This is a genomic window from Pantoea sp. B_9 (genome assembly GCF_008632015.1).
GTDB classification, from domain to species: Bacteria; Pseudomonadota; Gammaproteobacteria; order Enterobacterales; family Enterobacteriaceae; genus Pantoea; species Pantoea dispersa.
In genome coordinates this window covers 134,923-160,921 of record NZ_VWVL01000005.1, presented here as the reverse complement: position 1 = coordinate 160,921, position 25,999 = coordinate 134,923, and the positions used below count along the sequence as shown (strand labels likewise).

General features: G+C 59.4%; 22 protein-coding genes. 15 read left to right on the top strand and 7 right to left on the bottom strand.

All coding sequences use genetic code 11. From position 1 onward, the window contains the following. Positions 1-423: 423 nt before the first annotated feature. The 4 genes from gcvT to F3I21_RS16260 all read left to right on the top strand — a co-directional run bounded on the left by gcvT (position 424) and on the right by F3I21_RS16260 (position 5,718). Positions 424-1,521 (top strand): glycine cleavage system aminomethyltransferase GcvT, encoded by a 1,098-nt coding sequence (gene gcvT, locus F3I21_RS16275; protein ID WP_150059330.1) that lies wholly within the window; start codon positions 424-426, stop codon positions 1,519-1,521. A gap of 21 nt (positions 1,522-1,542) precedes the next feature. Beyond that, on the top strand, positions 1,543-1,929 hold the full coding sequence (gcvH, locus tag F3I21_RS16270; RefSeq protein WP_058781308.1) for a glycine cleavage system protein GcvH: 387 nt from the start codon (positions 1,543-1,545) through the stop codon (positions 1,927-1,929). 98 nt (positions 1,930-2,027) lie between these two features. Continuing rightward, the gene (gene gcvP, locus F3I21_RS16265) at positions 2,028-4,901 is read left to right on the top strand and encodes an aminomethyl-transferring glycine dehydrogenase (protein WP_021506667.1); all 2,874 of its coding nucleotides are present in this window, start codon (positions 2,028-2,030) and stop codon (positions 4,899-4,901) included. A gap of 73 nt (positions 4,902-4,974) precedes the next feature. Next, positions 4,975-5,718 (top strand): SDR family oxidoreductase, encoded by a 744-nt coding sequence (locus tag F3I21_RS16260; protein ID WP_150059329.1) that lies wholly within the window; start codon positions 4,975-4,977, stop codon positions 5,716-5,718. Positions 5,719-5,778: 60 nt separating this feature from the next. Here the strand turns inward: F3I21_RS16260 and F3I21_RS16255 are convergent, their stop codons facing one another. Further along, a complete protein-coding gene (locus F3I21_RS16255; protein ID WP_031279480.1) occupies positions 5,779-7,218 on the bottom strand; it encodes a 6-phospho-beta-glucosidase in 1,440 nt (479 codons plus the stop codon). A 124-nt stretch (positions 7,219-7,342) separates the two neighbouring features. Continuing rightward, complete coding sequence (locus tag F3I21_RS16250; RefSeq protein ID WP_132464566.1) at positions 7,343-8,074, bottom strand: MurR/RpiR family transcriptional regulator; 732 nt, start codon at positions 8,072-8,074, stop codon at positions 7,343-7,345. Between the two features lie 176 nt (positions 8,075-8,250). Here F3I21_RS16250 and F3I21_RS16245 point away from each other — a divergent pair, with 176 nt between their 5' ends. After that, positions 8,251-8,904, top strand: a complete 654-nt coding sequence (locus tag F3I21_RS16245; RefSeq protein ID WP_150059328.1) for a hemolysin III family protein — start codon at positions 8,251-8,253, stop codon at positions 8,902-8,904. 52 nt (positions 8,905-8,956) lie between these two features. On the opposite strand, the gene ygfZ is transcribed toward F3I21_RS16245, so the two are convergent. Further along, the gene (gene ygfZ, locus F3I21_RS16240; RefSeq protein WP_150059327.1) at positions 8,957-9,940 is read right to left on the bottom strand and encodes a tRNA-modifying protein YgfZ; all 984 of its coding nucleotides are present in this window, start codon (positions 9,938-9,940) and stop codon (positions 8,957-8,959) included. A gap of 228 nt (positions 9,941-10,168) precedes the next feature. Here ygfZ and sdhE point away from each other — a divergent pair, with 228 nt between their 5' ends. Continuing rightward, complete coding sequence (gene sdhE, locus F3I21_RS16235) at positions 10,169-10,435, top strand: FAD assembly factor SdhE (RefSeq protein WP_010616925.1); 267 nt, start codon at positions 10,169-10,171, stop codon at positions 10,433-10,435. After that, positions 10,410-10,829, top strand: a complete 420-nt coding sequence (locus F3I21_RS16230) for a protein YgfX (protein WP_150059326.1) — start codon at positions 10,410-10,412, stop codon at positions 10,827-10,829. The genes sdhE and F3I21_RS16230 overlap by 26 nt, the downstream gene beginning before the upstream one ends. On the opposite strand, the gene fldB is transcribed toward F3I21_RS16230, so the two are convergent. Beyond that, positions 10,826-11,344: a flavodoxin FldB gene (gene fldB / locus F3I21_RS16225; protein WP_021506675.1), complete on the bottom strand. Its 519-nt coding sequence runs from the start codon at positions 11,342-11,344 to the stop codon at positions 10,826-10,828. The genes F3I21_RS16230 and fldB overlap by 4 nt on opposite strands. A 100-nt stretch (positions 11,345-11,444) precedes the next feature. On the opposite strand from fldB, the gene xerD reads away from it, so the two are divergent. The 3 genes from xerD to recJ are packed head-to-tail and all read left to right on the top strand — an operon-like array spanning position 11,445 to position 14,811. Beyond that, complete coding sequence (xerD, locus tag F3I21_RS16220) at positions 11,445-12,338, top strand: site-specific tyrosine recombinase XerD (protein WP_058757089.1); 894 nt, start codon at positions 11,445-11,447, stop codon at positions 12,336-12,338. A gap of 22 nt (positions 12,339-12,360) precedes the next feature. Beyond that, positions 12,361-13,074, top strand: coding sequence for a bifunctional protein-disulfide isomerase/oxidoreductase DsbC (gene dsbC / locus F3I21_RS16215; protein ID WP_021506677.1), 714 nt, complete (start codon positions 12,361-12,363; stop codon positions 13,072-13,074). Between the two features lie 9 nt (positions 13,075-13,083). Next, positions 13,084-14,811, top strand: coding sequence for a single-stranded-DNA-specific exonuclease RecJ (gene recJ, locus F3I21_RS16210; protein WP_150059325.1), 1,728 nt, complete (start codon positions 13,084-13,086; stop codon positions 14,809-14,811). Between the two features lie 3 nt (positions 14,812-14,814). Here the strand turns inward: recJ and F3I21_RS16205 are convergent, their stop codons facing one another. Continuing rightward, on the bottom strand, positions 14,815-17,574 hold the full coding sequence (locus F3I21_RS16205) for an autotransporter domain-containing protein (protein WP_150059324.1): 2,760 nt from the start codon (positions 17,572-17,574) through the stop codon (positions 14,815-14,817). Between the two features lie 551 nt (positions 17,575-18,125). On the opposite strand from F3I21_RS16205, the gene prfB reads away from it, so the two are divergent. Continuing rightward, a protein-coding gene (prfB, locus tag F3I21_RS16195) for a peptide chain release factor 2 (protein WP_150059323.1) occupies positions 18,126-19,224 on the top strand; the annotation gives its coding sequence in 2 pieces (ribosomal slippage) (positions 18,126-18,200 and positions 18,202-19,224; 1,098 coding nt in all). A gap of 9 nt (positions 19,225-19,233) precedes the next feature. After that, complete coding sequence (lysS, locus tag F3I21_RS16190) at positions 19,234-20,754, top strand: lysine--tRNA ligase (RefSeq protein ID WP_150059322.1); 1,521 nt, start codon at positions 19,234-19,236, stop codon at positions 20,752-20,754. A 243-nt stretch (positions 20,755-20,997) separates the two neighbouring features. Here lysS and F3I21_RS16185 read toward each other — a convergent pair whose 3' ends face one another. Next, positions 20,998-21,624 carry a hypothetical protein gene (locus tag F3I21_RS16185; protein WP_021506683.1) on the bottom strand — a complete coding sequence of 209 codons (627 nt, stop codon included), beginning with the start codon at positions 21,622-21,624 and terminating at the stop codon, positions 20,998-21,000. Between the two features lie 391 nt (positions 21,625-22,015). Between F3I21_RS16185 and F3I21_RS16180 the strand changes: the two genes are divergently transcribed. Beyond that, positions 22,016-23,179 carry an MFS transporter gene (locus tag F3I21_RS16180; RefSeq protein ID WP_058775879.1) on the top strand — a complete coding sequence of 388 codons (1,164 nt, stop codon included), beginning with the start codon at positions 22,016-22,018 and terminating at the stop codon, positions 23,177-23,179. On the opposite strand, the gene F3I21_RS16175 is transcribed toward F3I21_RS16180, so the two are convergent. Continuing rightward, positions 23,176-24,096: a LysR family transcriptional regulator gene (locus F3I21_RS16175; RefSeq protein WP_150059321.1), complete on the bottom strand. Its 921-nt coding sequence runs from the start codon at positions 24,094-24,096 to the stop codon at positions 23,176-23,178. The two genes, F3I21_RS16180 and F3I21_RS16175, sit on opposite strands and share 4 nt — an antisense overlap. A gap of 110 nt (positions 24,097-24,206) precedes the next feature. On the opposite strand from F3I21_RS16175, the gene lysA reads away from it, so the two are divergent. After that, the gene (lysA, locus tag F3I21_RS16170; RefSeq protein WP_150059320.1) at positions 24,207-25,460 is read left to right on the top strand and encodes a diaminopimelate decarboxylase; all 1,254 of its coding nucleotides are present in this window, start codon (positions 24,207-24,209) and stop codon (positions 25,458-25,460) included. Then, positions 25,460-25,912 (top strand): GNAT family N-acetyltransferase, encoded by a 453-nt coding sequence (locus F3I21_RS16165; protein WP_150059319.1) that lies wholly within the window; start codon positions 25,460-25,462, stop codon positions 25,910-25,912. The genes lysA and F3I21_RS16165 overlap by 1 nt, the downstream gene beginning before the upstream one ends. The last annotated feature ends 87 nt before the right edge of the window (positions 25,913-25,999 follow it).

Genomic DNA, 25,999 nt, shown 5'->3' with positions numbered 1-25,999 from the left:
CGCGACCCTGTGCGCACCCGGTAACGCCACTGCAAAACCCGCCCCGGCACCATTATTGTGCATCGCTGCACCCAAATTGCCCGTCATTTGATTTATTCTAATTTCAGGTCTCAATTCGCATTACTTTAACTAATCCTAAATGCTTTTTGATCCCGAACCATTTCCCTTGTCTGCGGCACAGGTTCCATTATTCGGCTGAATTACTGCGCAACAGGTGAATTATATGCGCGGTAAATCACATAAATGCAGTGAGATGTGCTGGCGTGGCTGCAGGGGCAGCACAAAGGATGATAAGGTTTCACCCTCGTTTTCCTTATGGTTAATTGCCGTATTCGGTGGTAACTTCAGCGTAAAGAGAACGTTTGCGTCGCTCAAAACTGACGGCGCAGGCGCGTCACACTCACTTGTCTTCACAGGATGGTTATGACTCAGCAAACGCCTCTATTCGAACAGCATCAGGCCTGCGGTGCCCGCATGGTGGACTTCCACGGCTGGATGATGCCGCTGCACTACGGCTCGCAAATGGATGAGCACCATGCGGTGCGCAACGATGCCGGAATGTTTGACGTTTCCCACATGACCATTGTCGATCTGCACGGCGCGCGCACCCGTGAATTTCTGCGTTACCTGCTGGCCAACGACGTCGCCAAACTGACCCAGCCCGGCAAAGCCCTTTATACCGGCATGCTGAATGCTTCAGCTGGCGTCATTGATGATTTAATTGTTTACTTTATGAGCGAAGATTTCTTCCGCCTGGTGGTCAACTCCGCCACGCGCGAGAAGGATCTGGCGTGGATCGCTGAGCATGCGCAGCCGTTTGGGGTTGAACTGACCGAGCGTGACGATCTGGCGCTGATCGCCGTACAGGGGCCGAACGCGCAGCAAAAAGCACAGAGCCTGTTAAGCGCGGCACAGCGTGACGCGGTGGCAGGCATGAAGCCGTTCTTTGGCGTACAGGCGGGCGATCTGTTTATCGCCACGACCGGTTATACCGGTGAAGCCGGTTATGAAATCGCCCTGCCTGCCGCTCAGGCCGCAGATTTCTGGCAACAGCTGCTGGCCGCAGGCGTGAAACCAGCCGGACTGGGCGCACGCGATACGCTGCGTCTCGAAGCTGGCATGAATCTGTATGGGCAGGAGATGGATGAAGGAGTTTCGCCGCTGGCTGCCAACATGGGCTGGACCATCAGCTGGGAGCCCGCCGACCGTGATTTCATTGGCCGTGAGGCGCTGGTAGCACAGCGCGAGAACGGCACGGAAAAGCTGGTCGGGCTGGTGCTGACCGAAAAAGGCGTGCTGCGTAACGGTCTGACGGTGCGCTTTACCGATGCGCAGGGACAGCCGCAGCAGGGCATCATTACCAGCGGCTCCTTCTCGCCAACGCTGGGCTACAGCATTGCGCTGGCGCGCGTGCCGGCCAGTATCTGTGAGCAGGCGATTGTTGAAATCCGCAATCGTGAAATGCCGGTGAAAGTGACTAAACCTATTTTTGTTCGCGCCGGCAAGCCGGTCGCTCAGTAATTTTTTTCAGGAGAAATGGCGATGAGCAATGTGCCAAATGAATTGAAGTACCGTGATAGCCACGAGTGGGTGCGTAAAGAAGCTGACGGTACGTTTACCGTGGGCATCACCGAACACGCGCAGGAACTGCTGGGCGACATGGTGTTTGTCGACCTGCCTGACGTGGGCGCCAGCTTTGCCGCCGGTGACGACTGTGCGGTAGCCGAATCCGTGAAAGCGGCATCGGATATCTATGCCCCGCTGAGCGGCGAAATTGTGGCGGTTAACGAAGCGCTGGGCGATGCCCCGGAGCTGGTGAACAGCGAACCGTACGCCGCCGGCTGGCTCTTCCGCATCAAAGCCAGCGACGAGTCCGAGCTCGACGCGATGCTCGATGCCGCCGCCTACAAAGCGTCCATCGACGAGTAACCGGTAGTCTCTGAAGGTGCCGCACTGCGGCGCCTTCTTTTTTATCTGCCTGATTTAATGCCATTTTGTCACCCAGCCCGATTCAGGATGTACTGTAAATGACCCAGACTCTCAGCCAGCTCGAACATAACGGTGCTTTTATTGAGCGCCATATCGGTCCTGATGCCGCGCAGCAGGCCACCATGCTGGAAGCGATTGGTGCCAGCTCGCTGGCTTCGCTGATCGCTTCAATTGTGCCTGCTGATATCCAGCTGCCAGGCCCGCCGGCGGTAGGCGATGCCGCGACTGAACAGCAGGCGCTGGCAGAGCTGAAAGCCATTGCCAGCCAGAATCAGCGTTACAAATCCTGGATTGGAATGGGTTACAGCGCCGTGATCACCCCGCCGGTGATTCTGCGCAACATGCTGGAAAATCCGGGCTGGTACACGGCGTACACGCCGTATCAGCCGGAAGTGTCGCAGGGCCGTCTGGAAGCGCTGCTCAATTTTCAGACCCTGACGCTCGATCTCACCGGGCTGGATATCGCTTCAGCTTCGCTGCTGGATGAAGCCACCGCGGCCGCCGAAGCGATGGCGATGGCTAAACGCGTCAGCAAGCTGAAAAACGCGACCAAATTCTTTATCGCCGATGACATCCATCCGCAAACGCTGGATGTGGTGCGCACCCGCGCTGAAACCTTTGGCTTTGAGCTGATTATTGATCGCGCCGAAAAAGCCCGCGAGCACGACGATCTGTTTGGCGTGCTGCTGCAGCAGGTCGGTACCAGCGGAGAAGTGCACGACTACCGTGAACTGATTGCTGAGCTGAAAAGCCGCAAAGTGGTGGTGAGCGTGGCGGCGGATTTCATGGCGCTGGTGCAGCTGGAAGCGCCGGGCAAACAGGGTGCTGATATCGTCTTCGGTTCCGCCCAGCGCTTTGGCGTACCGATGGGTTACGGCGGTCCGCACGCGGCCTTCTTTGCCAGCCGTGATGAGCACAAGCGCTCCATGCCGGGCCGTATCATCGGTGTGTCACGCGATGCCGCCGGTAACACCGCGCTGCGCATGGCGATGCAGACGCGCGAACAACACATCCGCCGTGAGAAAGCCAACTCCAACATCTGTACTTCACAGGTGCTGCTGGCGAATATCGCCGGCCTGTACGCGGTTTACCATGGCCCGGCCGGACTGAAGCGCATCGCCTCGCGCATTCACCGTCTGACCTCGATTCTGGCAGCAGGCCTGCAAAACGGCGGCCTGAAGCTGCGCCATCACAGCTGGTTCGATACGCTGACCGTTGAAGTCGCGGACAAAGCGGCGGTGCTGAACCGTGCGCTGAGCTTCGGCGTCAACCTGCGCAGCGATATCCTCAATGCGGTCGGTATCACGCTGGATGAAACCACCACGCGTGAAGACGTGCTGGCGCTGTTTGCCATTCTGCTGGGCGACGCGCACGGCCAGGATATCGAGGCGCTGGACGCCGCGGTGGCGGCGGAAAACAGCGCCATTCCGGCAGGCCAGCAACGTACCAGCGAATTCCTTACCCATCCGGTGTTCAACCGTCATCACAGCGAAACTGAGATGATGCGCTACATGCACAGCCTGGAGAAAAAGGATCTGGCGCTGAATCAGGCGATGATCCCGCTCGGCTCATGCACCATGAAACTGAATGCCGCCGCCGAAATGATTCCGATCACCTGGCCGGAATTCGCTGAACTGCACCCGTTCTGCCCGGCAGAGCAGGCGAGCGGTTATCTGCAGATGATCGGCCAGCTGTCCCAGTGGCTGGTTCAGCTCACCGGGTACGATGCGCTGTGCATGCAGCCGAACTCTGGTGCGCAGGGCGAATACGCCGGTCTGCTGGCCATCCGTCGCTATCATGAGAGCCGTAATGAAGCGGGCCGCACGATCTGTCTGATCCCGAGCTCGGCGCACGGCACCAACCCGGCGTCCGCGCAGATGGCGGGCATGGCGGTGGTGGTGGTGGCCTGTGATAAGCAGGGCAACATCGATCTCGGCGATCTGCGTGAAAAAGCAGCGCAGGCCGGTGATGCGCTGTCGTGCATCATGGTGACCTATCCGTCGACGCACGGCGTCTACGAAGAGACCATTCGCGAAGTGTGCCAGATCGTGCATCAGTACGGCGGCCAGGTGTACCTCGACGGCGCAAACATGAACGCGCAGGTCGGGATCACCACGCCTGGCTACATTGGCGCTGACGTGTCGCATCTCAACCTGCACAAAACCTTCTGCATTCCGCACGGCGGTGGCGGTCCGGGCATGGGGCCCATCGGGGTAAAAGCGCATCTGGCACCATTCGTACCGGGCCATAGCGTGGTGCAGATTGACGGCGTGCTGACCCAGCAGGGCGCGGTTTCTGCGGCGCCGTTCGGCAGCGCATCTATTCTGCCCATTAGCTGGATGTACATTCGCATGATGGGCGCAGAAGGGCTGAAGCAGGCCAGCTCGGTGGCGATTCTCAACGCCAACTACATCGCCAGCCGGCTGCAGTCAGCGTACCCGATTCTGTACGCCGGCCGCGACGGCCGCGTGGCGCATGAGTGCATTCTCGACATTCGTCCGCTGAAAGAGCAGACCGGCATCAGCGAGCTGGATATCGCGAAACGCCTGATCGACTACGGCTTCCATGCGCCGACAATGTCGTTCCCGGTCGCCGGCACGCTGATGGTCGAGCCGACCGAATCCGAGAGCAAAATCGAGCTGGACCGCTTTATTGACGCGATGCTGGCGATCCGCATGGAAATCGATCGCGTGGCCGACGGTGAATGGCCGGCTGACGACAACCCGCTGGTGAATGCACCGCATACCCAGATGGAAATCGTCGGCGACTGGACTCATCCGTACAGCCGCGAGCTGGCGGTCTTCCCGGCCGGCAGCGCCAACAAATACTGGCCGACCGTTAAGCGTCTCGACGATGTGTTTGGCGATCGCAATGTGTTCTGTTCATGCGTTCCGATGAGCGAATACCAGTAATCAGCAGGCGTAATTCAAACCCTTCAGTAATACTAAAGGCCGATTTGTCGGCCTTTTTTTATGGGAGAAGCATATGGATCTGGCACTGGTCACCGGCGGTAGCCGCGGAATTGGACGGGCAACATCGCTGCTGCTGGCGCAGGCAGGTTATCGCGTGGCAATCAATTTCCGGCAGCGCGCAGCAGAAGCGTTGCAGGTGGTAGCAGATATCGAAGCGCAGGGCGGCAGCGCGTTTGCCTTACAGGCGGATATTGCCGATGAAGCGCAGGTGGTGCGCATGTTCCGCCAGCTGGATCAGCAGCCATGCGCGCTGCGCGTGCTGGTGAATAACGCCGGTATTCTCCTCTCCCAGTGCCGGGTTGAGGATCTGGATGCTGCGCGCATTCAGCGCGTGCTGGCAACCAACGTCACCGGCACGTTTATCTGCTGTCGCGAAGCGGTAAAACGCATGAGCACCGCACACGGCGGTCAGGGCGGCGCCATTGTTAACGTCTCGTCAGCGGCCGCGCGTACCGGCTCGCCCAATGAGTATGTCGATTACGCGGCGTCGAAAGGCGCGATGGATACGCTGACCAGAGGATTGTCACTGGAAGTGGCGGCGCAGGGGATTCGCGTCAATAGCGTGCGGCCAGGGCTGATCTACACCGATATGCATGCCGACGGCGGCGAGCCGGGGCGCGTTGATCGTCTCGCGGCATCGCTGCCGATGCAGCGCGGCGGCCAGGCGGAGGAGATCGCTGCCGCCATCGTCTGGCTGGCCAGTGACGCCGCTTCATACGTCACCGGCAGCTTTATTGATGCATCAGGCGGCCGTTGAGCCGCACTTCACAGCCTGTCTGCGCGCGGCGCACATTTATACGTCGCGCGCCATTAGCGGTTACAACACTTCACCATTGCTGGCAATTACCTGCTGATACCAGGCGAAACTCTTCTTCTTCGAACGGGCAAAGCTGCCGCTGCCGTCATCGTTTTTATCAACGTGGATAAAGCCGTAGCGCTTGCTGTACTGGCCGGTGGTAAAGGAGACGCAGTCGATGCAGCCCCACGGCGTATAGCCCAGCAGATCGACACCATCCAGCGCCACCGCTTTTTTCATCTCTTCGATGTGCGCGCGCAGATAATCAATGCGGTAGTCATCTTCGATTACGCCCTCAGCATTGGCTTTATCAATGGCACCAAAGCCGTTCTCAACGATAAACAGCGGCTTCTGATAGCGCTCATACAGCGCATTCAGCACGTAGCGCAGGCCGACCGGATCAATCTGCCAGCCCCAGTCGGACGCTTTCACATGCGGGTTAGGCACTACGCCGTCGAAGCCGGTGATCGGGTCGTCGACGCCGCTGGCTTTGGTGTCCACCGCATTGCTCATGTAGTAGCTGAAACCGATGTAGTCGCAGCAGCCCTGACGCAGCGTTTCGGCGTCATCGGCTTCCATCTCAATGTGATAGCCCTTGCGCGCCCACTCTTTAAGCGTATAAGCCGGGTACGCGCCGCGCATCTGCACGTCGCTGAACACGTAGCGCTGATGCATCGACTCCTGTGCGCGCATCACGTCATCCGGATGGCAGGAGAACGGATAGACCGGTACCATGGCGATCATGCAGCCAATCTGGAAATCCGGGTTGATTTCGTGGCCGCGCTTCACCACTTTGGCACTGGCAACGAACTGGTGATGCATCACCTGATACATCGTCTGCTCCGGCTTTTCATGCTCTGTGAACACGACGCCGGAGCAGCAGTAGCCGAACAGTGGATACTGCCAGTTGCGCTGGTTATTGATTTCATTGAAGGTCATCCAGTACTTCACTTTGTGGCGATAGCGCGTCATCACCACGTCACTGAAGCGCACAAAGAAATCGACCACTTTGCGATTAGCCCAGCCGCCGTACTCTTTAACCAGATGATATGGCATCTCAAAGTGCGACAGGGTAATCACCGGTTCGATGCCATATTTCAGCAGTTCATCAAACAGGTCATCGTAAAATTGCAGGCCGGCTTCATTGGGCTGCAGTTCATCGCCGTTGGGGAAAATGCGCGTCCAGGCAATCGAGGTGCGGAAGCATTTGAAACCCATCTCAGCAAACAGCGCCACGTCCTGTTTGTAGTGCGAATAGAATTCCACCGCCTGATGGTTGGGATAGTGCTGGCCGGGCTGAACGCCGGGCGTGATGACGCGATCTACGCCGTGTGCGCCGCCGGTGAGAACATCGGCGATACTGACGCCTTTGCCGCCCTGATCCCAGCCGCCCTCAACCTGATGGGCTGCCACCGCGCCGCCCCAGAGAAATCCGCTGGGTAACTGCAATCCTTCACTCATTTCAATACCTCGTCACGCTGTTGGCGAAAATAATACTGCCCGCAGTGTAACAACTGAAATAGCAAAGTCACGCTATAACACCGGCGCGGAAATGTGACTTGTTACCGCCGAAAAACAGGCTGTTTTATACCTGCGTGAGGCGGGCAATATAACGGCCCAGCGTCTCCAGAATATAAATGACCGGTACCTGGGTGGTAATATCGAAGCGGTCAGGCAGTTTCTCCTGCGGCACATGATAGGAGAGATTGAAATCCGCCATTTTCGCCAGCGAGCAGTTGTCGTGATTGGTGATGGAGATGATTTTACAGTGATGCAGGCTGAACTGACTGGCAAAGCGCAGGATCTCTTCGGTTTCGCCAGAGACGGATAAAATAATCGCCAGCGCATTTTCCCAGGCGCTCTTACTCACCGGGTAATAAGGATCATCGATGTGATGGCTGAATTTGCCAATATTAGAAAAATAGCGCGCACCATATTTGCCAAGGCTGCCTGAAGTACCAGCACCAATAAAGAAAATGTGCTCAGCCTCAATGATCATTTGCGCCGCGGTGGCAATTTGCTGATCAAATTCTGCGTTATTGATGCTTTTAAAAAAGCTCAGCATTTCTCCGACGCCGGAGGGCAGCAGCACCGGCGCGCTTTGCTCCTGCGCCAGGCGAAAACGGATGCGGAATTCTGACCAGCCGTCACAGTGCATTTTGCGGCAGAAGCGCAGCACCGTGGTGGTCGAGACGCCCGCCTGCGCCGCCAGTTCACGGATGGTCATATAACTGACACTTTCCCGGTGTTTGATGATGAAGTGATAAACCTGCATCTCAAGGTCATTCAAACGGGACAGGTCGCTGTGTGAAAACATTCGGGCGGCGCTCACGGCAAAAAGAAGCCTCAGTGTAACAGATTGGTTTGCCGCTGGGTTGTCACACCTCTTCACAGAATAATTTTAGCGTACATGTGTACTCTGAAATTGTTCTTCGCTACTCTGGTGCACAGAAAAAGCACAACTTTCGTTACGATGTTCAGGAATCCGATGCCATGGTACAGAACCGACTTATTGCCCAGGGCTATTCACTGGCCGAAGAGATCGCCAACAGCATCAGCCACGGCCTGGGCTGTGTGTTTGGCATCGTGGGGCTGGTGTTGCTGTTGACCCAGGCCGTTGAAATGCAGGCGAATATCACCGCCATTACCAGCTATAGCCTGTACGGCGGCAGCATGATTTTGCTGTTCCTCGCCTCGACGCTGTATCACGCCATTCCGCACCAGCGCGCCAAATACTGGCTGAAGAAATTTGACCACTGCGCCATCTATTTGCTGATCGCCGGGACTTACACGCCGTTTCTGCTGGTCGGGCTGCAATCGCCGCTGGCGCAGGGATTGATGGTGGTGATCTGGAGTCTGGCGCTGGCGGGCATCATATTTAAGCTGACCATTGCGCATCGCTTTAAAGTGCTGTCGCTGGTGACCTATCTCGGCATGGGCTGGCTGTCGCTGGTGGTGATTTATCAGCTGGCAACCAAACTGTCGGCCGGCGGCGTCTGGCTGCTGGCGGCGGGCGGGATTGTCTATTCACTCGGGGTGATTTTCTATGTGTCGCGCCGCATCCCGTACAATCATGCCATCTGGCACGGTTTCGTGCTGGGCGGCAGCGTGCTGCACTTTTGCGCCATCTATTTTTACGTAATGTAACAAGGCAAGGGTCGCCACTGATGGCGACCCTGCGGCGTACCAGCCGTAACCGTTACTCCTCCAGCGAATAGGGCAGCAGCTGAATGGTCAGCTTACCGCTTTCATCGCCTTCAACGCGCAGCACGCTGTCCGGCTCCAGATCGTTGTTTAGCACCGCCTGCACCCACACGCTGCCATCATCCAGCTGTACGCCGCTCAGCACCGTGCCGGTGCGACGCCATTTGTCGCCCATCTGCAACTCCAGCGAACTGGCCGCGTCCGGTACTTTGCTGGCGCTGCCCGCCAGCCAGTAGAGCGCACGTTTATTGGCGCCGCGGAATTTGGCGCGCGCCACCATCTCCTGGCCGGTATAACAGCCTTTTTTAAAGCTGATGGCATCCAGCGCCTGCAGGTTGGTGGCTTGCGGAATCAGCTGCGCCGTGGTGGCGCTGTCGATCACCGGCACGCCCGCCGCAATATCCAGCGCCAGCCACTGCGTGCTGTCATTCAGCTGCGCTTCCCCGGCCAGCTTCTGCTGCAGCGCTTCGGCCTGCGCCGGCGTGGTGACCAGCAGAAAACGCTCGGCTGGCTCGGCGAACCACAGCAGGGTGGTGTCATCCTGCTGCACCACTGGGGTTGTGGCATCCGGCAGCGTGGCGAAAACGTTAGCCAGCGCGGCGCGCGCCTGAAAACCGGCAACGCCGAGCAGGACCGCGTCATCATCGGCCGCAATGGTCACTTTGGCGAACACCGCATACTTCTTCAGTTCGGTCACCTGCTGCTCGCGCAGATTGCGGCGCACCAGGTAGGCATAACCTTCTCCACGATGGAACAGACGCAGATTGCTCCACATTTTGCCTTTGGCATCACAGTGCGCCGCCGGGCGATGCTGCGCTGCGTCCAGCGCCGCCACGTCCAGCGTTAGCTGACCCTGCAAATAAGAGGTGCTGTCTTTGCCCTGCACCGATACCAGCGCCCACTCGTCGAGCGACATCAGCGTTAAAGGCAGGCGCGACGCCGCAGCGGGCTGGCGAGGCGGAAGGGTGAAAATCGGCATGAGTCCGTCCTGATCAATAAGGTTTATCCAGTAATATGCTTACCAATGTTAAAAGAGCAGTGCGCCATTGCAACCTGTTTGCGGAATCTGGCGCACAAATCGCGTGATAACCCTGTAACCGGTGGCATTGCTGTGCGTCATCGCGCGCAGCGTCGGGTTGCACGCCTGCAGCGCGGCGAAAAAGCAGGTACACTGAGCGCCACTGTTATCAGCTGTGGAAGAAGACACATGGATATTCATGACAAAGCGCGCGTCCAGTGGGCATGCCGTCGCGGCATGCTGGAGCTGGATGTCTCGATCATGCCGTTCTTTAAATATGAGTATGATTCGCTGAGCGACAGCGACAAACAGGTGTTTGTCGCGCTGCTGAAGAGCGACGATCCGGACCTGTTTAACTGGATGATGAACCACGGCGAACCGGCCGATCCTGAGTTTAAACGCATGGTGAAACTGATTCAGCAGCGCAACCGTGAACGCGGGCCGGTGGCAATGTAATCTGCGCGCGTCACGCAGCGCGCGGGTGCTGAATGTGACGCTGTTCGGGCTGTGTGGCGCGCTGTTGCTGAGCTGTCGCTGGCCGGCGGGCTGGGCCTGGGTTCAGATCGCGGTAGTGATTCTGCTGACACTGCAGTGCTGGCGTAACGCGCGTCGCCTGCAGCAGCGCTGCGGAGCGCTCATGCTGGATGACAAGGGTGACTGGTACTGGCGCGGTGAGCGCTGGCAGGCGCAACGGCAGCCGGACTGGCTACCGTGGGGCGTGTTGCTGGTGCTGCGTAACCGTCGCGGGCAGCGCTGGCGGCTGTGGCTGCTGCACGACAGCATGCCGCCCGACGCGTGGCGCGCGCTACGCGCCCGCTGTTTTTTGCTGGATGGCGCGACGCCGCATTAAAGCAGCGCGGCGGTTTCGGTCAGAATCTGTTCACACCACTGCTCGACGCGCGCTTCGCTCAGCTCAAACTGATTAACATCGTCGAGCGCCAGACCGACAAACTGCTGACCATCGGCGGTCAGCGGTTTTTTACTGGTGAACTGGTAGCCGTCGAGCGGCCAGTAACCGACAAACTGCACGCCCATCGGCAGCAGCAGTTCGTGCAGCATACCCAGCGCATCAAGGAACCATTCGCTGTACTCGACCTGGTCGCCCATGCCGTACAGCGCCACAATTTTGCCCTGCAGATTGAGTGCCGGCAGCTGTTGCCACACCGCTTCCCAGTCCTCCTGCAGTTCGCCGAAATCCCAGGTCGGAATACCGAGAATCAGTAAATCGTACTGCTCCATCAGCGACGGATCGTCATCTTTCAGGTTATGCAGTGTGACTAATTCTTCACCGATAAAGTCGCGGATTTTCTCCGCCGTCATCTCGGTGTAACAGGTACTGGAACCGTAAAACAGACCGATATTCATGCAATTAATGCTCTGACTGAAACTCACTCTGGCGCAATTGTACCAGAAGCAGGCCAGTTTCAGGCATAATGAGCACGATTTCACACGGCGAGGGGCAACAGTGCAGGACAGCGATCTGATAGAACAGTTTCTCGACGCGCTCTGGATTGAGCGCAACCTGGCGCAGAACACGCTGGCGTCCTATCGTCAGGATTTGCAGACGCTCACTGCCTGGCTGCACCACCATGAGCGCACGCTGCTGACGCTGGAAGCCGCTGATTTGCAGCAGTTTCTGGCTGAGCGGATTGAGGGCGGTTACAAAGCCACCAGCTCAGCGCGTACCCTGAGCGCGATGCGCCGTCTGTTTCAGTATCTGTACCGCGAAAAGCTGCGCAGTGACGATCCCAGCGCGCTGTTATCAGCGCCGAAATTGCCGCAGCGCCTGCCAAAAGACCTGTCAGAAAATCAGGTCGAGCGCCTGTTACAGGCGCCGGCGACGGACATACCGCTCGAACTGCGTGACAAAGCGATGCTGGAGCTGCTGTACGCTACCGGGCTGCGCGTCTCTGAGCTGGTCGGTCTGACGTTGAGTGATGTCAGCCTGCGTCAGGGCGTGGTGCGCGTCATCGGTAAAGGCAATAAAGAGCGGCTGGTGCCATTAGGTGAAGAAGCAATTTACTGGCTGGAGCACTATATGGAACACGGGCGGCCCTGGCTGCTGAACGGGCAGACCATTGATGTGCTGTTCCCCAGCAACCGCGCGCAGCAGATGACACGCCAGACCTTCTGGCATCGCATCAAACACTATGCCACCCTTGCCGGCATCGACAGCGAAAAGCTGTCACCGCACGTGCTGCGCCACGCATTTGCCACACATTTACTGAACCATGGTGCCGATTTACGCGTCGTACAGATGTTGCTGGGGCACAGCGACCTGTCGACCACCCAGATTTACACGCACGTGGCGACTGAGCGCCTGCGTCAGTTACATCAACAGCATCATCCGCGCGCCTGAGCAGCGGCAACAAGGATTTGAGATGAAAAAAACCGTTACGACGCTGGCTCTGCTGGTCAGCGCCTTTTCTGCGCTGGCCCATGCCGATGACAGCGCGATTCAGCAATCACTGAAAAAACTGGGTATGCAGCAGGCGGAAATCCAGCCGTCGCCGCTGCCGGGTATCAAAACGGTGATGACCGAAAGCGGCGTGCTGTACGTCACCGAAGACGGCAAGCACATGATTCAGGGCCCGCTGTACGATGTCAGCGGCGCGCAGCCGGTGAATGTCACCAATCAGCTGCTGGAGAAAAAAGTCGCCGCGCTGGCACCGGAAATGATTGTCTACAAAGCGCCGAAAGAGCAGCACGTGATCACCGTGTTCACTGACATTACCTGCGGCTACTGCCGCAAGTTGCACGAACAGATGGCTGACTACAACGCGCTGGGCATCACCGTGCGCTATCTGGCGTTCCCGCGTGAAGGCCTGCACGGCCAGGTGGAGAAAGCCATGACCGCCATCTGGTGCAGCGCCGATCGCAACAAGGCGTTTGATGCCGCAATGAAAGGCGATGCACCGCAAATGGATGCGCCGGCGAGCTGCAAAATCAATCTCGACCAGCACTACAAGCTGGGCATTCTGTTTGGTATTCAGGGCACGCCCGCCATTCTCACCGACAGCGGCATGATGATCCCTGGCTACCAGGGACCGCAGGAGCTGAAGCAGGTGCTGGACGGCCAGAAGCGTGGTGGTTAAGACACAGTGATGCACTCTGTAGAATTGCGTCGGCGTGAAGCCCAGGCCGACGCGCAGTTACCCGATGATTTACCGCCGCTGCTGCGTCGTCTCTACCTGCAACGCGGTGTCAAAGACGCCGCCGAACTGGAGCGCGGCGCGAAATTCCTGCTGCCGTGGCAAAGTCTTGGCGGCATTGAGCGCGCCGTGACGCTGCTGCACCAGATGCTGCAGCAGCAACGCCGCATCGTGGTGGTGGGTGATTTCGATGCCGATGGTGCCACCAGCACCGCGCTCACCGTGCTGGCGCTGCGTAGCATGGGCGGCAACGTCGATTATCTGGTGCCGAACCGCTTTGATGACGGCTATGGCCTGAGCCCGGAAGTGGTGGAGCAGGCGCGCGCGCGTGGCGCCGAGCTGATCCTCACCGTGGATAACGGCATTTCGTCGCACGCCGGCGTCGATACCGCGCACCAGCACGGCATTCCGGTGCTGATCACCGATCATCACCTGCCGGGCGAAACGCTGCCGGCGGCAGAAGCCATCGTTAACCCTAACCTGAGCGACAGCGCATTCCCGTCGCGTTCGCTGGCCGGCGTGGGCGTGGCGTTTTATCTGATGCTGGCGCTGCGTGCCCATCTGCGTCAGCAGAACTGGTTCAGCGACGGGCGCAGTGAACCCAATCTGGCCGAACTGCTGGATCTGGTGGCGCTCGGTACTGTGGCCGACGTGGTGCCGCTGGATGCCAACAACCGCATTCTGGTGTGGCAGGGGCTGAGCCGCATCCGCGCCGGCAAATGCCGTGCCGGCATCCGCGCGCTGCTGGAGATTGCTAACCGCGATGCGCGTCAGCTGGCGGCCAGCGACCTCGGTTTTGCCGTCGGGCCACGCCTCAATGCTGCCGGCCGGCTGGACGATATGTCGGTTGGCGTTGCGCTGCTGCTGACGGAAGATATTGCCCAGGCGCGCATGCTGGCCAGCGAACTTGATGCGCTTAATCAGACGCGCAAAGAGATTGAGCAGGGCATGAAGAGCGAGGCGCTGGCGCTGTGCGATGAGCTGGAGCGCCAGCATCGCGATCTGCCGCTCGGGCTGGCGTTTTATCACCCGGAGTGGCATCAGGGCGTGGTTGGCATCCTCGCGTCACGCCTGAAAGAGCGCTTCCACCGTCCAGTGATCGCCTTCGCACCCGCCGGTGACGGCACGCTGAAGGGCTCTGGCCGTTCGATTGCCGGCCTGCACCTGCGCGACGCGCTGGAACGCATCGACACGCTCTATCCCGGCCTGATCATCAAATTTGGCGGGCACGCCATGGCGGCGGGGCTGTCGCTGGAAGAGGCGAAGTACGATGAGTTCCGCCAGCGCTTTGCTGCGCTGATCGACGAATGGCTGGAGGGCGAGGCGCTGCAGGGCGTGATGTGGTCCGATGGCGAACTGCATGCGCAGGAGTTTACCCTGCACACCGCGGAAATGCTGCGGGAAGCCGGCCCCTGGGGCCAGGCGTTTCCGGAGCCGGTGTTCGACGGTCAGTTTAAGCTGTTGCAGCAGCGTCTGGTGGGCGAGCGTCACCTTAAGGTGATGGTCGAGCCGCTGGGCGGCGGCCCGTTACTGGATGGTATCGCCTTTAACGTCGACACCAGCCTGTGGCCAGACAGCAGCGTGCGTCAGGCGCAGCTGGCCTACAAGCTGGATATCAACGAATACCGCGGCAATCGCTCGGTACAGCTGATCATCGACCATATCTGGCCGCAGTCGTAACCTTTAGAACGTGACGTCGACACCGCCGCGCAGCACCTTCTCATCGCCGCGATCGGCCACGTGGCGGTCGGCACGCAGGAACAGCCGCGCGCGTGCCGACTGCACCAGATCAACCCGCGCACCAAACCACTGCGAGCGGCGATCGAGCTGCATACCCGGGATGGTAAAGCTCTGCTGACCGCTGCCGAAGCCGCTCCAGCGCGCGCTGACGTCCATCGACGGATTGCTGAACGCGTACTGGTATTCGCCATACAGGCTCAGCATACTCCACCAGCCCGCCGACCAGTCCTGGCGCGCGCTGAGATTCAGGCCACCGTAACCGACGCTGCGGCGATAGCTGTCGCCGTCACCCTGCAGACCAAACGCGCTGCCGCTGTCGCTGAAGCTGCCGGTTTGCAGGCCGGTTTCACGCCAGCCGAGATAAGGCTCAATGCGATAATCCTCCAGCAGCGTCCAGCGATAGCCGCTCTGCAGCGCCGCCTGCCAGCTGTCAGTGCGGGCGGAAGAGGAGACCGGTGCAGCTTCATCCAGCAGCACCAGGCGCTGCAGTTTGTCGCGTCCATGCTGATAGCTGAGATTGCCCTGCCAGTACCAGGCTGGCGTCACCGCATAGCGCCCATACAGCATTACGCCCTGCAGGCTGTTCTGGCTGTTGCCGCCGGTGTCGTCATAGGTGGCATCAAGCTGAGTGTGCGTCCAGGCGATGCCGAGGCGCAGGCCGGGCAGGCCAAAATCGCTGTCGGCACCCAGCGCGGTCAGGGTGTTGCGATAGCGGTTGCCGAGATAGCCGTCCTGGTCGAGCGAACCGCGCAGCTGACCGCTCTCCAGCCAGAAGCCGAAGCGCCCCTGTTCGCTGGCATCATCGATGCGGTTGTTGAGCAGGCGCGTCTGATAATCAAGCGCGTTGAACAGCACCGCATTGCCGGAGGCATGCGCCTGGCCGGACAGGGAGTTGATCGCCGCCTGTGCGCTGCGGGTGTCCGCCAGCGTCTGGAAGGCGCCTGCGGCCGCCAGCGCTGACTGCTGCGCACTGCTCAGCGTCGCCTGACCCTGCCAGCGGTCCGCCAGCTCAAACGCCTGCTCCAGGTTGCGGCTGGTTTGCTGCGCGCTGGCGCTATCGATTCCCATCGCCTGTGCCGCCGCGGCGGTGTTCTTGCGCGTCAGCTGGCCGGTAACGCTGTGGGCGTCATAGCTGACGGAACCGTCGAGAAATACGCCGGTATTGACCTGGCTAAACTGACCGCTCACGCCGCCGCCGCTGGTCAGCAGCGTTTCCTGCTGTTTCACCACGTAGCTGGCGGAGGGCGGCGCCAGGTTTAGCGTGCCGTCGAGCGCTGCGTTGCCGGTCACGCGCAGCGGATTGTTCAGCGTGACGTTAAGCGTACCGTTGGCGCTTTGCTGATAGTTGCCCGCCACCTGCAGGCCGCCATTAACCGATCCCTGGTTGACCAGATTGCCGCCGATGCGTCCGCTGCCACCCAGTTTGCCGCTGCCGTTCACCAGCGCATTGCCGGCAATCGCACCGTCAATCAGCAGGCTATTGGCGGAGACCTGCGTCAGGCCCTGATAGCTGTTGTTGCCGGTCAGCTGCAGCGTACCGCCGCGTTCGCTGCCGTCCAGCACCAGCCCGCGATCGCCGCTGATGTCATTGCTGAACACATACTGACCGCCGTCGAGGCGCGCACTGAAGTCCTCTGCCCAGAATTGTCCCGGCCCGTTTAAGGCTTTGGCGGCGTTAAGATCGCCCCAGCCGAACGTCTCATTGTATGGCCGCCCGTTCGCGCTGTCGGCGACGTTATCGTGCGCATCACTGCGGTAGGTGGCGGTGGTCAGCAGGGTTTGCTGCAGGTTATGGCCGCTCATCCACGGGAAACGCTGCAGCAGCTGCGAAGCCGCAGCCGTCACGCGCGGTGCGGCAAATGAGGTGCCGAAGCTGCGCACCTTTACCCAGCTGCCGTCAGAATTTTGATAAAGATAATCGGTATAACCCGGCGCGGTCAGGCACCATGCGGCGGCCGCGCCGCAGGCGTCAAACGGTCCGGTGCCGGCTGCGCGTCCCGGCAGATCATAACCGGTATGATCCATGATGCCGGTGACCGCCAGCAGATTACGCGCCAGCTGCGGGTCGTTATACATCAGCGGTGTCAGCACGTCCGGTGCCGGCGTGGCGCCGTTGCTGTTGCCGGTGATCATCACCGCCAGCCCATCTGCCGCAGCCACCGCGTTGAGCCCCTGATACAGTGACTGATAGCGCTGGCGCGCATCGCTCAGCGCCTGCTGGCTGGTGAGGCGCTCCTGCGAACCGTAGGACATATTGAAAATGCGCACGCCCTGCGCCACCAGGCCCTGCACGGCGCGCGCAGTATTGTCGTAGCTGAAAATGTTATTTTGTGACGCCTGCGCTACATACAGCGCGCTGTCAGGCGACAGCCCCAGCAGCGTCATCGCCACCAGCGTGCCGTGGCCGTTGATCCCCATGTTGTCGTTAAGCGTGGTGTTGCTGTCGACATAGCTGGAGAAATTCACGTTGGCGTAATTAATTCCGCTGCGGCCCGGGGCCAGACCAGAGTCAATGATGCCCACTTTACTGCTGGCGGCCGTGGCCGGCACCGCAGGTTCAACAACCGGCGTGACCGGGGTCAGGGTGCTGTCGCCGCCGCTACCACCGCCGCCGCCTCCGCCACCACAGGCGCTCAGCAGAAACGGGATGATGATCGCCAGCAGGCGCGGTGAGGATCGAAAAGTAACAACAGGATAATGCATGGCAACTCCTCATGCCTCTCAGGGCATGTTGTCGCCCGTTCACGTTAACGGGCCTGAATGCAGTCTTTCCCTGTCACGAATACTCCTGAGCAACGTGGCTGACAGACAGAACGCAATAGATGAAGCACGAATCCCTGAGATTCCGCCAGGGTGCAGAAAGGATAAGGTGCGCACTGGCCGGTTGATGGCCAGGACAGCGCAGCATTGCGCAGGCTAATCGCGCTATATCACGCTTCGAACCAGACATTTCTGATGGTGGAGTTTTAATGATTTTGTTTGAGAAATCATGGGTTTTAATGACGCCAGCTGGCGTTTATTGCCGTGATTATGTAGGAAAATTCTGAAGGCGCACCGCGCCGGTGGCGAGTGACAGCGGGATTTCTGGCAACCGCCATACCTGCCGGTTTCCAGAACTGGCGCAATTATTTTCTGCCGGTTCATACGCGGTATAGCCATTGATGTGCAAAGCTACAAACCAGACGCGCTTTCGGGTAAACTAGCGCGTTACTTTTATCTCCTCTCACCGAATCGTCAAAAAAGACTGAAAAGCCATGTTTGAAATTAATCCGGTCAAAAATCGTATCCAGGACCTCAGCGAGCGCAGCAGCGTTCTTAGGGGGTATCTTTGACTACGATGCTAAGAAAGAACGCCTCGAAGAAGTAAACGCCGAGCTGGAACAGCCGGACGTCTGGAACGAACCTGAACGCGCGCAGGCGCTGGGCAAAGAGCGCGCCTCGCTGGAAGCGTTGGTTGAAACGCTCGACCAGATGCAGCAGGGGCTGGAAGATGTGCAGGGTCTGCTGGAGCTGGCGGTTGAAGCCGACGACGAAGAGACCTTCAACGAAGCCGTGGTCGAGCTGGACGCGCTGGACGTGAAGCTGGGTGAACTGGAGTTCCGCCGCATGTTCTCCGGCGAATACGACAGCGCCGACTGCTACATGGATATTCAGGCCGGCTCCGGCGGCACCGAAGCGCAGGACTGGGCCAGCATGCTGCTGCGCATGTATCTGCGCTGGGCGGAAGCCAAAGGCTTCAAAACCGAGATCATCGAAGAGTCCGAAGGCGAAGTGGCCGGTACCAAATCAGCCACCATCAAAATCATCGGTGATTACGCTTACGGCTGGCTGCGTACCGAAACCGGCGTTCATCGTCTGGTGCGTAAGAGCCCGTTCGACTCCGGCGGCCGTCGTCACACCTCCTTCAGTTCGGTATTTATTTACCCGGAAGTGGATGACAACATCGACATCGAAATCAACCCGGCCGACCTGCGTATCGACGTCTATCGCGCCTCGGGTGCCGGTGGTCAGCACGTTAACAAAACCGAGTCCGCGGTGCGTATTACCCACCTGCCGACCAACATTGTGGTGCAGTGCCAGAACGACCGCTCGCAGCATAAGAACAAAGATCAGGCCTTCAAACAACTGCGTGCCAAGCTGTATGAATATGAAATGCAGAAGAAGAATGCCGATAAGCAGGCGGCGGAAGAGAACAAGTCGGACATCGGCTGGGGCAGCCAGATCCGTTCATACGTTCTTGACGATTCGCGCATCAAGGATCTGCGTACCAGCGTAGAAACGCGTAACACCCAGGCCGTACTGGATGGCGATCTTGACCGTTTTATTGAAGCAAGTTTAAAAGCAGGGCTATAAGGAACCGACATGTCTGAACAACAACCGCAGAGCGCTGATGCCGCCCTTGAGTTAAACAACGAACTGAAAGCGCGTCGCGAAAAACTCAGCGCGCTGCGTGAAAAGGGCGTGGCGTTTCCTAACGATTTCCGCCGTGACACCACCTCCGATCGTCTGCATGCCGACTATGACAGCAAAGAGAACGACGAGCTGGAAGCGCTCGGCGTTGAGGTGAGCGTAGCCGGTCGTATGATGACCCGCCGCATCATGGGTAAAGCGTCGTTCGCCACCCTGCAGGATGTGGGCGGTCAGATCCAGATCTACGTTTCCCGTGACGATCTGCCGGAAGGCGTCTACAACGAGCAGTTCAAAAAGTGGGATCTCGGCGATATCCTCGGCGCGCGCGGTAAGCTGTTCAAAACCAAAACCGGCGAGCTGTCGATCCATATCTCTGAGCTGCGCCTGCTGACCAAAGCGCTGCGTCCGCTGCCGGACAAATTCCACGGCCTCGCCGATCAGGAAACCCGTTACCGTCAGCGTTACCTTGACCTGATCTCCAACGACGATTCGCGTAAAACCTTCAAAATTCGCTCACAAATCATGGCCGGCATTCGTCAGTTCATGGTTAACCGCGACTTTATGGAAGTGGAAACGCCGATGATGCAGGTGATTCCGGGCGGCGCGTCCGCGCGTCCGTTTATCACCCATCATAATGCGCTCGACATCGACATGTACCTGCGTATCGCGCCGGAGCTGTATCTGAAGCGTCTGGTGGTTGGCGGTTTCGATCGCGTGTTTGAGATCAACCGTAACTTCCGTAACGAAGGGATCTCGCCGCGCCACAATCCAGAGTTCACCATGATGGAGCTCTATATGGCGTATGCGGACTACAAAGATCTGATCGAACTGACCGAGAGCCTGTTCCGCACCCTGGCGCAGGACGTGCTGGGCACCACGGAAGTGCCTTACGGTGAGCACACCTTCGATTTCGGCAAGCCGTTTGAGAAGCTCACCATGCGTGAAGCGATCAAGAAATACCGTCCGGAAACGGACCTCGCCGATCTGGATGACTTTGACAAAGCAGTGGCGATTGCCAATGAGCTGCACATCAAAGTGGAGAAGAGCTGGGGTCTGGGCCGCGTGGTGACCGAGATCTTCGAAGAGACCGCCGAAGCGCACCTGATTCAGCCAACCTTCATCACCGAGTATCCGGCAGAGGTGTCACCGCTGGCGCGTCGTAATGACGAGAACCCGGAAATCACCGACCGCTTTGAGTTCTTCATCGGCGGCCGTGAAATCGGTAACGGCTTCTCCGAGCTGAACGATGCGGAAGATCAGGCAGAGCGTTTCCTGCAACAGGTTAACGCGAAGGACGCCGGTGATGACGAAGCGATGTTCTACGACGAAGACTACGTCACCGCGCTGGAGCACGGTCTGCCACCGACTGCGGGTCTGGGCATTGGTATCGACCGCCTGGTCATGCTGTTCACCAACAGCCACACCATTCGTGATGTAATCCTGTTCCCGGCTCTGCGCCCGACCGGTAAGTAATCAGGTTGCCCTCACCCTAACCCTCTCCCATGGGGAGAGGGGACTTGCCCGTACCCCGGTGGGAGAGGGCCGCTGTGGTTTTCTCCCTCTCCCCGTGGCAGAGGGCTGCTGTGGTTTTCTCCCTCTCCCTGTGGCAGAGGACCGCTGTGGTTTTCTCCCTCTCCCCGTGGCAGAGGTCAGCTCTGGTTTTCTCCCTCTCCCACGGGGAGAGGGCCGGGGTGAGGGCATCAGCGCGCACCCAACCTAAGACTTCACCACCCCATCCAGCCACGCCTGGAACCGCGCATAAGGCACATACAGTGCCACATCTTTAAACAGCGTTTTGCCGCTCTTATTATCATCAATCCGACTGCTATAGCCGACAATCACCCCGGCCAGCGTGTCGTCGCTGGCGTTATACACCGCGCCGCCGGACATGCCTTTCACCACGCCGGCATTGGCCGCCACCACCACGCAACTGGCCTTATTCCAGTCATTGCTCAGCGTCGTATTGATCAGGTTTTTGCCGCTTGATGCCACCGGCAGCGCGGAGATAAAGCTATACCCATACAGATTAACGTTGTCGCCGATATGGCTGTTGCGGAACTGCGGGGGCAGGTTGGCTTCTTTATTCGCATGATAAACCACGGCGATATCGCACTCCGGATGCCAGGCCTTCACCCGATACAGCGAATATTTGGCCACGTGCGCCGCCGTCAGGCTATATTCGCGCGTCAGGGGGATAGTGGTGCCCAGCGCACCCATGCCGAGCACGGTGGGGATGCCGGTGACGGTCATATCGACGCGCCTGGCCGCTTCTGAGCTGTATTCATAGTGCCCGACCGAGCAGCCGCTTAAGCCGCCGATCGCCAGCGCGATGATCCATCGCATAACTCTGTCCCCCTGTTGTGTTGACGCCGCATTACCGGGCAATCCATTGGGGTATCGGCAATGTGCGACCATCCTTTACTGCCTGATTTAACGCCAGAAAGCGCCGTCGCTGTGACAGCGATCACAACCTGTTATCAAGCGTAGTCTGTTATCGCCATCCTGTCTCAGTGATGCATAAGCGACACTTTTTAGCGCCGGGATTATTGCCGCGCAGGCAAAATAGCCTTGCTGCCGCCCGGGTGGTTGAGAGTCAGAGGCTGTGCTTTAATAGCAGACTGTGACGCAGTTCAAAAATAAACATCCCCGCACTGTCGGAGGGATACGCGTCTGTCTTAACCGTACGGCGTTCGTCGTGCGGCCCGCCTGCAAAATTATTTTGGGAGAGTGTGTTATGCCTGTTGCATTACTGGCGCTGGCGCTGAGTGCGTTCGCCATCGGCACCACGGAGTTCGTCATCATGGGGTTACTGCCGGAAGTGGCGGGTGACCTGCAGGTGTCGATTCCTTCTGCGGGCTGGCTGATCAGCGGCTATGCGCTGGGTGTGGCCATCGGCGCGCCAATCATGGCGCTGCTGACCGCGAAACTGCCGCGTAAACGTACCCTGATTCTGCTGATGATCATCTTCATCATCGGCAACGTACTCTGTGCGCTGGCTTATACCTATAACCTGCTGATGCTGGCGCGCGTTATTACCGCGTTGTGTCACGGTGCGTTCTTCGGCATCGGTTCAGTGGTGGCGGCCAGCCTGGTGGCACCGAGCCGTCAGGCGTCGGCGGTGGCGCTGATGTTTACCGGTCTGACGCTGGCCAACGTACTGGGCGTGCCGCTCGGCACCTGGTTTGGTCAGCTGTTTGGCTGGCGGGCCACCTTCTGGGGCGTGGCGATTATTGGCATCCTCGCGTTCATCGCGCTGATCGTCAGCCTGCCGACTAACAAAGATGAAAAACCGGTGCACCTGGCGAGCGAAATCAGCGCGCTGGCCAACGGCAAACTGTGGCTGTCGCTGCTGATGACGGTGTGTTTTGCCGCCGCGATGTTTGCGCTGTTCAGCTACATTGCGCCGCTGCTGCTGCAGGTGACCGGCATCAGCGATCGCGGCGTCAGCTGGACGCTGTTCCTGATTGGTGCTGGCCTGACGGTGGGTAACATTGTTGGCGGGAAACTGGCGGACTGGAAAGTGTCGTTCAGCCTGATCCTCAGCTTCTCGCTGATCGCCGTGTTCTCGCTGCTGTTCAGCTGGACCAGCCATGCGCTGTGGCTGGCAGAGGTAACCCTGTTCCTGTGGGCAATGGCGACCTTCGCCACCGTGCCGGGCCTGCAAATTAACGTGGTGCGCCACGGTAAAGACGCGCCAAATCTGGTGTCGACGCTCAACATTTCGGCCTTCAACGTCGGTAACGCACTCGGTGCGTGGGTGGGCGGCGCAGTAATCGATAAAGGCTATGGCCTGACGGCGGTGCCGGTCGCGGCGGCAGCGCTGGCGGCAGCGGGATTAGTGGTTTGTCTGCTGACCTTCCGCAAATCGGGCGGTCAGCGCGAGACGGTGCGCGCTTAAGCCAGACGCTGGGCGATGCGCTGCGTAAAGGTGGCCACCTGCTGCTGCAGGTGGTCGCAGAAGTGATCGACCAGCGCCGATGCTGGTCGATGCTGCGGCCGCACCAGGCTCACCGTGAACGGCACGGCAATACTGAAGCGGCGCATCACCACGCCGCTGTCGGCGTAATCCAGCGCCGTCAGCGGATTAACAATCGAAATACCCACCCCGGCGCGCACCATCGCGCACACCGACGCGGCGCTGTGCGTCTCCAGCACCAGCCGCCGCTCCACCTGCTGCTCATGGAACAGCGCATCCAGCAACTGACGATAGCTATCGCTGCGCGACAGGCTGACATAGTTTTCACCGTGGAAATCCTGCGGCGTCAGCATCGCCCGCTGACACAGCGGATGCTGCGGTGGCAGCACGCACACTTCATCACAGGTCAGCAGTGCCAGACGTTTAGTCCCGGCGGGCGCATGCTGGGTTTCGGTCAGACCGAGATCGTAGCGCTGCGCCGACAGCCACTCCTCCAGCAGCGGCGACTCCTGCGGAATAATATTCAGGCTCACCTGCGGATAGCGTTGTAAAAACGGCTGCAGCAATGGCGGCAACAGCGACTGGGAAAACACCGGCAGGCAGGCGATGGACAGCTCGCCCTGGCGGAAATTGCGCAGCCCTTCGGCGGCATCCATGATGCGATCCAGACCGTACCACGAGCGCTGCACCTCTTCGTACAGCCGCAGCCCCTGCACGGTGGGCTGCAGGCGGCCGCGCACCCGCTCAAACAGCTGTAAGCCCAGCTGCTGCTCCAGCCGCGCCAGTTCGCGGCTCACCGTTGGCTGCGAGGTGTGCAGCAGCGTGGCGGCCTGGGTCAGATTGCCGCTGGTCATCACCGCGTGAAAGATTTCGATTTGCCGCCAGTTAATTTTTGCCATCGTCCCCTCCGTGTCATCCATATCATATTTGCATAGCTGATGCTTAAACAGATATTTTTCCGCATCACTGTGCTGTGGCTAAATGACAGCAACGACTCAGGAGAATGTTCATGCCACGTCCACTTAACGATTCCCAGACGGCGCTTAACGCCACAAATCTACTGCCGCTGGCGCAGCGCTACAGCGGCCCGTTCTGGGCTTACGATGCCGAAATCATTCAGCAGCGTATTGCGCAGCTCAGCGCGTTTGACGTGGTGCGCTTTGCGCAAAAGGCCTGCTCAAATATTCATATTCTGCGCCTGATGCGTGCTGCCGGCGTCAGGGTCGATTCGGTCTCGCTCGGCGAGATCGAACGTGCGCTGGCTGCCGGTTTTCAGCCGGGCGGCGAGGATATAGTGTTCACCGCCGATGTGCTGGACTCGCCGACGCTGGCGCGCATCGCCGAGCTGAAGGTGCCGGTGAATGCCGGCTCCGTGGATATGCTGCATCAGCTCGGCGCGGTTTCGCCGGGTCACAGCGTCTGGCTGCGCATTAATCCGGGCTTTGGCCACGGTCACAGCCAGAAAACTAATACCGGCGGCGAAAACAGTAAGCACGGCATCTGGCATAGCGATCTGCCGCTGGCGCTGGCGGCGATTCAGCAGCATGGCCTGCAGCTGGTGGGGCTACATATGCACATCGGTTCCGGCGTCGATTATGGCCATCTGCAGCAGGTGTGCGACGCGATGGTCGACCAGGTAGTGGCCTTTGGTCAGGACCTGCAGGCCATTTCGGCGGGCGGCGGGCTGTCGATTCCTTACCGCTTTGGTGAGGAGGCGATTGATACGCAGCACTATTACGGCCTGTGGAACGGCGCGCGCGAGCGTATCGCGGCGCACCTCGGCCATGCGGTGAAGCTGGAGATTGAGCCGGGCCGTTTTCTGGTGGCGGAGTCGGGCGTACTGGTGTCGCAGGTGCGGGCGGTGAAGCAGATGGGTAGCCGTCACTTTGTGCTGGTGGATGCCGGTTTCAGCGATCTGATGCGTCCGTCGATGTACGGCAGCTATCACCATATTTCGCTGCTGCCTGCCGATGGCAGCGCGCCGGGTGAGGCGAATGTGGAGAGCGTGGTGGCCGGGCCGCTGTGTGAGTCGGGAGATGTGTTTACCCAGCTGGAAGGGGGCAAAGTGGAAACCCGCGCGCTGCCAGCGGCACAGGTCGGCGATTATCTGGTGTTCCATGATACCGGCGCTTACGGCGCATCAATGTCCTCCAACTACAACAGCCGTCCGCTGATCCCGGAAGTGCTGTTTGAGCAGGGCGTGTCGCGTGAGATTCGCCGTGCGCAGACCATTCAGGAACTGCTGGCGCTGGAGCTGAACTGATGCGCATCGTGCCGCTCAGCAGCGTGCCGCATCACGCCAGCCAGATCATCGACTGGCTATGGCAGGCGTTTGGTGACGGCACCTCGCGCGCGTTTTACGACAGCATTGTACGCAGTAGCCTGAACGGTGCCGCGTTTCCGGTGACCTTTGTCGCGCTGGATGACGATGACGTGCCGCATGGCACGGTAGGGTTCTGGCGCTGCGATTTGATTAGCCGTCAGGATCTCTATCCGTGGGTTGCCGCGCTGTATGTGGATGAAGCGGCGCGCGGGCAGGGGCTGAGCGCCGCCCTGCAGCAGCACGTGCTGGATTACGCCCGCCAGCGCGGCTATGCAACGGTGTGGCTGTGGTCGACGTTTGGCGGCTACTACGAGCGATTCGGCTGGCAGTATCAGTGTGATGCGCTGGAGTTTCCTGAGGTGCAGGTGAAGGTGTATTCGCAGGATTTATAGTGGGTTGGGTGCGCGCTGGCCCTCACCCCGACCCTCTCCCGCAAGCGGGCGAGGGGGCTGACCGCGCGCTCTGGAACGTTCCCTCTC